We start from the raw sequence: 12,190 nt of genomic DNA on the forward strand, positions 1-12,190 counted from the left end.
TTAAAAGAATAAAGCATGTGTAAAAACATGCTTTATTTCTTATATGTGAAGATGAATTTGGATACTCCCAAGAGTGAGACCAACTTGGAATTGTTATAAAATAAACATTTCTTTTGAAATTAATATATTTAAAATGTTATTTTTAAAAATATAGAAATCCTCTTTTATTATGTGTTATATAAGGTGTCTAGTTTTATTATTAGATATCCTTTTTATTTAAAATGACAATAGAGGAGATTATAAAAATTATGCTTATAATTAGAAGATAGTATATATTGTTAGGAAATACAAATGTATTAGGTGATAATATACCTGACTTTTTTAAAACAAAATCACTGCTACAAAGAAAATCATTTATTTTTATATAGGAAAATGGAATAAATGGCACTAAATTTTTTATTACTTTTCCTAAACATAAAAGAGTAACTGATATTAAGATTGTAAATGATAGTCCTATGCTTGTAGTATTAAATATAGAAGATACAAAAATACAAAAACTAAATATAAAGAATAAACAAGTTAACAAAGTAGGTATTGATTTTTTAAAATACTCTTGTAAAGAAACAAAAACAAGTTTACCATTTACATATATTTCAGTAGGGTACTCTATATTTCCAAAACCGTTTTTAAAACCTAAGATTAAGAATAAAGTTAATATAACTAAAATTAATATTGCAAAAGACACAATTAGTCTTGCAAAGAATTTTGAAAAAAATATTTTAGTTTTACTTATAGGTTGTGTAAACAGTAGCTTATATGTCTTTTTTTCATATTCTGATGAAAAACATTCTATAGTAAAATTTAACATAACTACTATTAATATAAGCATAACAACATTAGAAGAACAAAGTCTTAAAAAATTGTAACCTTCCATACTATTTTCTTCAAAAATAGGAGTAATGTTTTTCTTAAGCATAATATCTATCTTTTTAATATGCTTTTCATAAGCATCTATAGATTTTACATTACTAAATTGAATGTTTTGTTTTATACCTTCTATGGAATGCGTATCTAATTCTTTTGTTTTATTAAGGTAACCATTAAGATTTTTATTGTTATATTCAGTTATTATATCTGACATTATTGAATTATGATCTGTTAAAAATTTAATTTTTTTATCAAGTCTACTATCTACTTTAGGTGACATTTTTTCTTTAGCCATAGATAATTCTGAAATTTCATTTGATAAAAAAGAACTTTGATTATATAAATTATCTTTCCATTCTATATTTCTTTTAGCATTTATTTGCGAGTTAACATAAATAAATCCAATCATAAAAACAATAAAGAAAATAATACAAATAATATTTTTAATATCTTTGAATATTTTTTTTATTTCAAATAAAAATGTTGCACCCATTTACTCACCTCTGTAAACAGATTCATACATCTTGTCAATAGAATCACTTGATATCTTTTCATCTATTAATTTGCCATCCTTTAAGAATAGTATTCTTTGACATAATTTTTCTATTTCAGATAATATATGTGATGAAATTATAACAGAGACATCATTATCCTTTACTACATCTGAAATAAGTTTTCTGAATTCTATAATTCCATCATAATCTAATCCATTAGTTGGCTCATCTAAAATTAATAAATTAGGAGAACTTAAAAGTGCTATTCCAATAGCTAAGCGTTGCTTCATACCTAGAGAATATTGTTTTACCTTATTATTAATCATGTCACCAATGTTAATAAACTTTATCATTTCTTCCATTCGTTCTTTAGAAATTTTATTTATTCTTCTAATAAAGTCTATGTTATCATAGCCAGATAAATTTTCATAAAGAGCAGGTGTTTCTATAATTGCAGAGAGATTAGCTAAATATTTTTCTCTATCTTTTTTATTGTTATTAGAAATGCCACATAGCTTAACTTCTCCGCTATCTGCTTTACTAAGTAAACATAAGATTTTCATAAGTGTAGTTTTACCAGCTCCATTAGGTCCTATTAATCCAACAACTTCACCTTTATTTATAGTGAAATTTAAATTATCTAATACTTTTTTATTATATGATTTATTCAGATTAGAAACTGATAATATTTCCATATAAATTCCTCCTTTTAATTATCCATTCTCTTTCTATTTGATAAAAATATACCTATAGTTATAAATATTATTATCATTACACTAAGTATAATAATCCCATTTAAAAAGGTTATATTTGTAAGAGCTCCTTCAATTAGTGATTCACCTTGAGAATTAGAAGGCAGTATAGCTTTAAGACCACTTAGTGGTGCTAATGATAAGATTCTATTAATATCAAAATAAGCACCAGGATTATATTTTTGAATCATTGCTGTAGGGCTATTTTTAAATAAAATATATAGTAAACCATAAAATACTGTAGATACACAAATAGCAGCAGCTGAATTATTAATTAATAAAGAAATTAAAGTTCCAATAGAACATGAAAAAATTATTAATATAATCAAAAGTATAAATTCATAAAGTACATATTTAATAAGTGGAAGATACATAAGTTCATTTGAAATTGATGCTTTAACTGGGAATTCTGTATACCCCATTCCCTTAGTGATACATTGATAAATGAAACATACTAACATAAGAGCAATAACAATGAAAAAATTAACAAGAATATTTGAAATTAATTTAGAGAAAAAGATTTTGGTTTTGCTTATTGGCTGAGTATATAAAAGTTTATAAGTCTTATTTTCCATCTCACTTGAAAATACTTGAGAGCTTGAAATTATTATAGTTATAACAATAAGTAAAACTATAGGCTCCATCATAAGGTTTTTAAGGAAAAGCAAACCATCATTATGATTAAATTCATCTATAAAGGGTAAGTTGTTTTCTAATAGATATTGAAATTTTTCCATATCTGTAACCAAGTCTTTATTAGTACTATTTGAATTATTTTCTAAAATGCTTTTATAATACTCAATAGTTTTTTCATAAAAAGCTTTCCAATTTTCATCTGAATAATAAGTGTCTATTTCACTTTCAAGGTTGGTAAGTTTATCATCTCCAGAAGTTACACGCTGAATAGGTGCATGCCCAACTTCAGATTCAAAAACAATGTTTCCTTGAACATTTTTATTAAAGAAAATACAATAACCTATAATGCCAAAACTTAATAGTAATATAGGAATCCAATTTCTTAATGATTTAAAAAAAGTCTTGAAATAAAAAGCAATTATACTAAACAAAAAAAATCCCTCCTTAATTTTTTATGTATAAAAAAAAGGATAACTAAATACAAAAATTAATGTTTTGTTATCCTGTTTATTATCATAAGTTTTTTAAGTTTTTTAAGTATATTAATTTTTATAGAAATTAAAGTATAATTACATATTAACAATATTTTACATATAGTTCAATATATATTCATGTAAAAATTCTTTTAAATTTTATTATGAAATTAATAAATTTTTAAAAAATAATAGGATTCATTATTAATAGATATAAATGATGACTCATACTTAATAAAAATGATATAATTTTTTTTAGGAAGTGGGGTGTATTATGAATTCAAATATAAATATTTTAGTAGTTGAAGATAATGAAGATATTAATAAATTATTATATAGCATCCTTATAAAAGAAGGATATAATGTTAGGTGCACTTATTCAGGAACAGAAGCTATGATGTGTTTAGAACAATATAAGTATGATTTAGTTTTGCTAGATTTAATGTTACCTGGTGTCAGTGGTGAAAATATAATAAGGGAAATAAGAAAAGTTAATTTTATGCCTATAATTGTTATATCAGCAAAAACAAAACAAGATGATAGACTTAATGCTTTAAAAATTGGAGCAGATGATTTTATAGTTAAACCATTTGATGTTGAAGAAGTTTTAGTTAGAGTTAATGTTCAATTAAGACGATATAAAGATTTTAGCCCAGCATTAAATTCTAATAATAAAATTTTATATAGAGAAATTGAATTGAATAACGAAAGTAGACAAGTATTCGTTAATGAAATTGAAATGATTGTTACTTCTAGAGAATTTGATATCTTATATCTTTTAATTAACAATCCAAATAAAGTTTTTACTAGAGCAAATTTGTTTGAATCAGTTTGGAAAGATAATTTTTTAGGTGATTATAATACAGTAAATGTACATATTAGTAATTTGAGAGCTAAATTATCCAAATTAACAAAGGAAGAGTACATTCAAACTGTATGGGGAATAGGTTTTAAACTAAAATAACAAACTTTATACTTTCTTAATACTTTCTTTAAAACTGCTTATAATAGCAAATCTAAAATGTAATCATAATAAAGGAGGGAAAGTATAAAATGAGAGATATAATATTAAAGACACATAATTTAACTAAAAAATATGAAAATCAATATGCAGTAGCTAATGTAAATATGACAATAGAAAAGGGCTCAATATATGGATTCATTGGTAAAAATGGTGCAGGAAAAACTACTCTTATTCGTATGATTACAGGTTTAATTCACAAAACTAAAGGTGAAATAGAATTATTTGGAGGAACTAGTGAGAATCATTTAAATGAAGCTAGAACATTTATTGGTAGTTTAATAGAATACCCAGCTTTTTATGGTAATATGTCTGCAAAGGAAAATTTAGAAATTTCAAGATTAGTTAGAAACATTCCAGATAAAAATTGTATAGATGAAGTTTTAGAATTAGTTGGATTAAATAATATCAAGAACAAAAAAGTTAAAAATTTTTCATTAGGTATGAAACAAAGGCTAGGAATTGCTAATGCACTACTTGGAAATCCTAAATTTCTAATATTAGACGAACCAATAAATGGATTAGATCCTATGGGAATAGTAGAAATAAGAGAACTTTTAAAAAAGATAAATAAGGAAAAAAATACAACTATATTAATATCAAGTCATATACTTGGAGAATTATCAGAACTTGCAACTCATTATGGAATAATTAATAATGGAGAATTAATAAAAGAAATTTCAGATTCTGAATTAAAAGCTATATGTAGACAATATATTCTTCTTAAAGTTGATGATTTATCAAAAACATCAATCATTTTAGAAAGAAATTTAAATATTATGGATTATGAAGTTCTAGAAGATAACATGATAAAAATATTTAGCAATTTAAATGAAATAGGATTAATAAATTCAACTATTTCAAAGTCAGGTGTAATAGTTGAAAACATTTCATTAGAAGGCGAAAATTTAGAGGAATATTTTATGAATGTTGTTGGAGGAAAATAAAATGATTAGATTATTTAAAGCAGAATTATATAAATTATTTAAAAATAGATCTTTTAAAGTAGTCTGTATTATAGCAGCAATATTATCAATTTTAATGTTAGCTATGTCAGTATCTTTAAGTGAAGATTTAGCCAAAAGCTCTATGAAAAATCTTAGTGAAAAAGAAATAACTGAACAAATTGAAAATATAAGACAAGAAGAAAAAAGCGATGAGCCTATAAATCCAGGTCAGTTAGGCTTTAATAGTAGTGCATGGAGTGATGAGTTTAACCCTACATCAAAAGAAGTTTTTTATTCATCTTTTGGATCAGGTGTTATAGAAATCTTTATAGCTATATTGGTTGGTGCGTTAATGGCTAAAGAATATAGTGAGGGAACTATAAAAAACACATTAGCTTATGGTAAAAAGCGAGAGTATTTCTATTTTTCAAAGTTTTTATCTATACTTATTGGAGTAATAATTGTAATAGCTATTCAAGTTGGTATATCTACTATAGGTCATACATTTATCCGTGGTTGGGGTGAGGAATTTAAGTTTGTTCAGTTAATCACAATTTTAAAAACATTTTTAGTTTCAGTAATATCATATAGTGCTGTTGTTGGAATTATAATGTTAGTTTCTACAATTTTAAAAAGTAATGGAGCGGTTATAGGAGTATCTGTTGGTATATTTATTTTACTTCCTACAATAGCATCATTTTTTTATGGAAGTTATACATGGTTTGATAGAATATATGAGTTAACTCCTTTTTATAATTCAGCAGTAGCAATTTCAATTAATGCAACTAACAGTCAAACTATAAAATGTATTGTAATAAGTTTAGTATCAACTATAATTTCTTTAATTTTGGGAACTTACATGTTAAAAAAACAAGATATTAAGTAAATAGAAAGTGAGGTGAGTAATTTAATGGTAATATATATATTAATAATAATTATAATAATTTTACTTGCCTTTATTATTCTCATGTTAAAAGATTTAAAATATATATCAGCTCAAATTAAAGACAATTTAAGTGAATACAAAAATTTAAAAACAAAAACATCCTTTAAATATATAGATGAACTTGCAAGTAACATAAATTTACTATATGAAGAAAATCAAAAGATAAATATTAAATCTAAAAATATAGAAGAAGAATTAAAAACTAGCATTACAAATATGTCACATGACTTAAGAACTCCTCTTACCTCTATAATTGGATATATGCAGTTAATAAAAAGTGATACTATAAGTCATAGTGATAAGAATGAATATATTAGTATTATTGAGAAAAGAACAAAAACACTACAAAATTTAATTAATAATTTTTATGATTTATCAAGAATTCAATCTGACGAGTATAAATTTAATTTTGAAAAAGTTAATATTCAAGATGTTTTATGTGAAAATATTGCATTATTTTATAATGATTTTATAGTAAAAAATATAGAGCCAATAATAGATATTGATGATAATATGGATTCTATAATATCTGATAAAAATGCTTTAAATAGAATATTTTCAAACTTGATTAATAATAGCTTAAAATATGGTGAAAAGTATATAAAAATATCATTAAAAAAAGAAAATAATTATATAATTTCAGAATTTATTAATTATGCACCATCATTAAAGGAAGATGACTGCTTAAAAATATTCAATAGGTTTTATACAGGAAATAATTCTAGAACTAATGAAACTACTGGAATAGGTCTTAGCATAGTTAAATCATTTACAAAAGGATTAGGTGCAAGTCTATATTCATCCATGGAAAATCACAATCTAAAAATAACAATAAAGTGGAAATTATATTGAGTTTTTATAAAAATATTTGTAAGTGTAAAAATAATATGTTATTATATAAATCGTCTTATAAATTTTAAACATAATTAACGTAATGAACGGAGGAATTTAATGAGTAATTTACCAAATTGCCCAAAATGTAATTCAGAATACACTTATGAAGATGGAAGTCTTTTTGTTTGCCCAGAATGTGCACACGAATGGAATTTAGAATCACAAAATGAAAATACTGATGATGTATTAGTTGTAAAAGATGCTAACGGAAATATTTTACAAGATGGTGATACTGTAACAGTTATAAAAGACCTTAAAGTAAAAGGTGCTTCATCTTCTATAAAAATCGGAACTAAAGTTAAAAATATACGTTTAGTTGATGGAGATCATAACATTGATTGTAAAATTGATGGATTTGGAGCAATGTCTTTAAAATCTGAATTTGTTAAAAAAGCATAATTGATTATTAATAAATTAAAATACATTAGCTAGATATACTAAATATCTAGCTTTTATTTTTGTATGTTTTCCTAATATGACATACTTATGTCATATTAGTTTCGTTATACTTTAATAAAAAAGTAAGCGAGGTATATACTTATGAATTATGAAATAGTAAATTTAGATAAAAAGCATATTGTTGGGTTAATAAAAAATACAACTAATGAAGAAGAAAAATCAATTAAAGATATTGGAGCTTTATGGAGTAATTTTTTTAATAATAATTACTATTCAAAAATATCTGGAAAAGTTAATAACAAAACTATTGGATTATATACAGACTATGAAGGAGAGTTTACAAAACCATTTAATTTTTTAACTTGTGTTGAAGTAAATAGTGAATCTATAGTGCAATATCCTTTGGTATATAAAAGAATACCTGCTGGAAAATATGCTAAGTTCATAATAAAAGGAGACATTCAAAAGTCAGTAGCATTATTTTGGTGTAAATTATGGAAAATGAATTTAGATAGGATGTATAGTTATGACTTTGAAGAATATCAAGAAAATGAAAATAGTGATTTAAAAAATCAAGAAATACACATATATATTTCTATAAGATAATAGTAAAAAACTACTCCTGAGATAAGAGTAGTTTTTTACTATTATAATTTAAATATGGTTTTACCTTCTTTAATTGTTTCAAGTACTTTTATGCTTTTAATATCCATTTTATCTACTTTTAATGGATTTTCATTTAATATGATTAAATCTGCAAGTTTATTTTCTTTAAGACTTCCTTTTAAATCTTCTTCAAAGTATTGATATGCTGCATTTATTGTAACTGCTTTTAATGCTTCTAATGGTTCTATTCTTTCATCTTCACCTAGTACAATACCTTTTTTAGTTATTCTATTAACAGAACACCAAACTGTTTCTAACATATTAGGTTCTATTACTGGTGAATCTTGATGAAATGTAAATTTAATTCCTTTTTTTAGTGCGGAATTTGCTAAACTTATAGAACTTGCTCTTTCAAATCCAAAGTTTTCTACATGTATATCACCCCAGTGATATACATGAGCAACAAAGAAAGATGGTATCATGTTAAGACGTTTAACATCATCTAGCTGATCTTTTCTTAAAAGCTGAGCATGTATTATGACTGGTCTTATATCATTTTTAGTATGAGCATTTTTAATAGCATCATTATATGCATTTATATATTGCTTACAAGCAGCATCTCCATTGCAATGAGCAAGCAGCTGCATATCATCTTTTATTGCTAATGTTACCTTTTCAGTTAAAGCATTATCTTCATATATAGGATATCCCATGTAGTTAGCTTCACCATTTTTATAAGGCTCTAACATCCATGCTGTACGGCTTTGAGGTGACCCATCTAAGAAAATTTTATATCCACCAATTTTTAAGTGATTTTCATATTTTTTAATACAACTATTAAATCTTTTAACAAGGATTTCATAATCTCTTAAGTCTATATATCCAATTAAATCAAGCTTAAGCAATTTCTTTACTCTTAATAAGTCTAATATATCACCAAGCATTGGAACTATCATGCCTTCTTGCATTGTTGTAATTCCATAACTTGCATATGTATCTTGTGCTTTTACTAGTGCTGTTGAAAGGTCTTCCATAGAAGGCATAGGTACTTTTTGAATATTATTTACATATGCATTTTCTTCAACATAACCTGTTGGTTCACCATTTTCTTTTTCAATAATTCCACCAGAAGGGTTAGGTGTTTCACTTTTGATATTTAATATATCTAATGCTTTAGAATTAAATACACCATTATGTCCACTTTGATGTTGCAATGCTACAGGATTATTTGGAGCAGCTTTATCTAAAATTTCTTTAGTCGGGTGTGTTTTTTCAGTTAAGTTATTATGATCATATCCTTTAACTGAAATCCATTCACCAGATTTTATATTATTCTTTTTAATAAAATTCTGAATAGAATCTATAATATCATTGAAATTGGTTGATTCTTCTACTGAAACTTGTAAAAGGGATGTTGCATATCCTGAAAAGTGACTATGACTATCAATAAAGGAAGGCATTAATGTTTTACCTTGTAAATCAATAAATTCTACTTCTTTACTTGCGACTTTAATTAATTGATCTTTTGATCCTGTTTTAAATATTTTATCATCTTTTATAAGCAAAGCTTCAACATATAATTCATTTTCCATAGTTAATATGTCACCATTAAAGTAAAGTTTTTCACTCATAATAATTAACTCCTATCTAAATCACTATTTTCTATTAATTATATCATCAACTAATATTTTCACTAAAGATTTATTTAAATATGCATAATATAATATTCCGTTTATGTAAATTATAGAGTACCCAAAATATTAATAAACTATATATTAATTAGTGATAAATATTTTATTTAGAGAAGGTGTTTAAATGGATTCTTCAGGAAGAAATGAAATGGATGTAGCATTAGAATTAACTTTACTTGCCCTTAAAAGTGAAACTGCATTAAGTTTAAACAAAGTAGTATGGACTTATTTAACTGCTTATGCAAATGTATCAAATGCAGCTAGAAACTATCCAGATTCATCTAAGTTTATAACAAGTCCTGAAACTTAGATTTAAAAATTAATTATTTAGAACTATAAAAACTAAGATATAATATATATAATTTAATAGAATCAATCTATTTAAACAAAATATAGATTGATTCTATTTTTTATTTTAAAGGATATATATTTTTTTTATAGAATTATATAAATTATATTTTACATATAATTATATAGGAATCAAATTTAGAACTTTAAGTTATTCATGCTTTAGTTGAGAAAGATACATTTAAACTACTGTACAAAAATTAACCTATTTTTAGACATTAGGAACAAAGTGAGTAATATCTACCATCACTTTTCACTCTTACTTCTTAGTTCGTAATTGATTTCCAATATAGAAATAGGAATAACTTATAACTATAGAATTATCATTTTATAAAATGTTATTTAAAATTTGAACCCTATATTATCTAGATTTAAGAGGTGATGACATATGAAATTTTTGAACAAATACATTAAAAAATATTGGAAATTGTTTTTTAGTGCATTATTTTTTTTAATACTTGAAACAGTATGTGACCTTATTCAACCAACTATAATGTCTAAAATTGTAGATATAGGTGTAGCAAAAAATGATATGAACTTTGTTCTTTCAAAATCTATGTTGATGATAGTTATTACTGGATTAGGTGCAATTGGTGCCACTGGGCGTAATATTATTGCAAGCAATGTATCTCAAAGATTTGGCACAGAACTTAGAATTGATCTTTTTACTAAAATTCAAAAACTACCTTTTAAAACCATAGATAAATATGATGGTGCATCATTAGTAACACGACTTACTAATGATGTAACACAAATTCAAAATTTTGTTAATGGTCTTATGAGGATATTTGCAAAAGCTCCGATTTTATGTTTAGGAAGTCTTATTATGGCTATAAAACTTAATAGGCGTATGTCTTTAATTTTTTTTGCAATTATACCTATAATTTTCATATTAATAGCAATTAATATGAAAATTGGTTATCCAATGTTTACAAAAGTGCAGAATTCTTTAGATAAAGTTAATTCTGTTATGAGAGAGTATTTGCAAGGAGTTAGGGTTGTTAAAGCATTTAATAGATTTGATTATGAAACATCTAGATTTGAAATGTGTAATGAAAACTTAACGAATATCTCATCTAAAACACTAAAAATTATGGCTATATTTTCACCATTAATTACTCTTAGTGTTAATTTATGTATTGTATTAATACTTTGGATAGGAGGAACTAAAGTAAACAATGGAACAATGCAAGTTGGAGAAATAATTGCATTTGTAAATTATATGACACATATACTATTTTCCTTAATGATAATATCTCGTGTTTTCACAGTATTTGTAAAAGCTAGTGCATCTTGTGAGCGGATAAATGAAATTTTTTCCGAGAAGATTGATGAAAATGAAGTTAATATAAAATTAGAAGAAAACAATATAAAAGGAAAAGTAGAATTTAATAATGTATCATTTTCTTATTGTGACGAAAATAATGATATTGTTCTTAATAATATTAATTTTACTTTAGACACTTCTGAAACTCTAGGAATAATTGGTTCTACTGGTTCAGGTAAAAGTACTATAGCAAACTTAATTATGGGGTTTTATAAACCTAATTCAGGAAATATAAAAATAAATAATGTAAATATTGAAAACGTAAATAGAAAAGATTTAAGAAATAAAATTTCAATAGTTCCTCAAAAGGTTGTTCTCTTTTCTGGAACTATCATTGATAATATAAAAATAGGCAAAAATTCTGCTACATATGAAGAAGTTGAAAAAGCATCCATATTGGCAAATGCTCATGATTTTATTAAAGAATTTAAAGATGGATACAATACTACATTAGGTCAAGGTGGAGTAAATTTATCAGGTGGGCAAAAACAACGTATATCTATAGCTAGAGCATTAGTCAAAAATCCAGAAATTTTAATATTAGATGACTCTGTAAGTGCATTAGATGCAGTTACAGAAGAAAATATTAGAAATTCCCTTAAAGAATATTCTAATTCTCTTACATCAATAATAATTGCTCAACGTATTACATCTGTTATGCATGCTGATAAAATATTAGTGCTTGATGGAGGTTGTGTAGCTGGAATTGGAACACATGAAGAATTATCAAAGAATTGTGAAGTTTATAAGGAAATACTTTTATCACAAGTTGGCAAGGAGATGATGTAA

General features: G+C 24.6%; 12 protein-coding genes. 8 read left to right on the forward strand and 4 right to left on the reverse strand.

Annotation, left to right across the window (positions count from 1 at the left end; translation table 11 throughout):
* Window positions 1-199 precede the first annotated feature (199 nt).
* From BN346_RS07025 to BN346_RS07035, 3 genes are read right to left on the reverse strand one after another with little or no spacing between them, the layout of a single operon-like run.
* The gene (locus BN346_RS07025; RefSeq protein WP_040327423.1) at window positions 200-1,360 is read right to left on the reverse strand and encodes an ABC transporter permease; all 1,161 of its coding nucleotides are present in this window, start codon (window positions 1,358-1,360) and stop codon (window positions 200-202) included.
* Window positions 1,361-2,056 carry an ABC transporter ATP-binding protein gene (locus BN346_RS07030; RefSeq protein WP_040327424.1) on the reverse strand — a complete coding sequence of 232 codons (696 nt, stop codon included), beginning with the start codon at window positions 2,054-2,056 and terminating at the stop codon, window positions 1,361-1,363.
* Between the two features lie 14 nt (window positions 2,057-2,070).
* Entirely contained in the window at window positions 2,071-3,180 is a 1,110-nt protein-coding gene (locus BN346_RS07035; protein ID WP_040327425.1) for an ABC transporter permease, read from the reverse strand.
* 316 nt (window positions 3,181-3,496) lie between these two features.
* Here BN346_RS07035 and BN346_RS07040 point away from each other — a divergent pair, with 316 nt between their 5' ends.
* From BN346_RS07040 to BN346_RS07065, 6 genes are all read left to right on the forward strand, one after another.
* A complete protein-coding gene (locus BN346_RS07040; protein ID WP_040327426.1) occupies window positions 3,497-4,186 on the forward strand; it encodes a response regulator transcription factor in 690 nt (229 codons plus the stop codon).
* An 89-nt stretch (window positions 4,187-4,275) separates the two neighbouring features.
* Window positions 4,276-5,190 (forward strand): ATP-binding cassette domain-containing protein, encoded by a 915-nt coding sequence (locus tag BN346_RS07045; RefSeq protein ID WP_040327427.1) that lies wholly within the window; start codon window positions 4,276-4,278, stop codon window positions 5,188-5,190.
* Between the two features lies 1 nt (window position 5,191).
* Window positions 5,192-6,076: an ABC transporter permease subunit gene (locus BN346_RS07050; RefSeq protein ID WP_040327428.1), complete on the forward strand. Its 885-nt coding sequence runs from the start codon at window positions 5,192-5,194 to the stop codon at window positions 6,074-6,076.
* A 24-nt stretch (window positions 6,077-6,100) separates the two neighbouring features.
* On the forward strand, window positions 6,101-6,988 hold the full coding sequence (locus tag BN346_RS07055) for a sensor histidine kinase (protein WP_040327429.1): 888 nt from the start codon (window positions 6,101-6,103) through the stop codon (window positions 6,986-6,988).
* A gap of 99 nt (window positions 6,989-7,087) precedes the next feature.
* A complete protein-coding gene (locus BN346_RS07060) occupies window positions 7,088-7,429 on the forward strand; it encodes a zinc ribbon domain-containing protein YjdM (RefSeq protein WP_040327430.1) in 342 nt (113 codons plus the stop codon).
* 141 nt (window positions 7,430-7,570) lie between these two features.
* Entirely contained in the window at window positions 7,571-8,035 is a 465-nt protein-coding gene (locus BN346_RS07065; protein ID WP_040327431.1) for a GyrI-like domain-containing protein, read from the forward strand.
* Between the two features lie 41 nt (window positions 8,036-8,076).
* On the opposite strand, the gene BN346_RS07070 is transcribed toward BN346_RS07065, so the two are convergent.
* A complete protein-coding gene (locus BN346_RS07070) occupies window positions 8,077-9,666 on the reverse strand; it encodes an amidohydrolase (protein WP_040327432.1) in 1,590 nt (529 codons plus the stop codon).
* Window positions 9,667-9,850: 184 nt separating this feature from the next.
* Here BN346_RS07070 and BN346_RS07075 point away from each other — a divergent pair, with 184 nt between their 5' ends.
* Both BN346_RS07075 and BN346_RS07080 read left to right on the forward strand, forming a co-directional pair.
* Window positions 9,851-10,036 carry a hypothetical protein gene (locus BN346_RS07075; protein ID WP_040327433.1) on the forward strand — a complete coding sequence of 62 codons (186 nt, stop codon included), beginning with the start codon at window positions 9,851-9,853 and terminating at the stop codon, window positions 10,034-10,036.
* Between the two features lie 426 nt (window positions 10,037-10,462).
* On the forward strand, window positions 10,463-12,190 hold the full coding sequence (locus BN346_RS07080; protein WP_040327434.1) for an ABC transporter ATP-binding protein: 1,728 nt from the start codon (window positions 10,463-10,465) through the stop codon (window positions 12,188-12,190).

The sequence above is a fragment of the Clostridium ihumii AP5 genome, from assembly GCF_000612845.1.
Lineage (GTDB): Bacteria > Bacillota > Clostridia > Clostridiales > Clostridiaceae > Clostridium_J > Clostridium_J ihumii.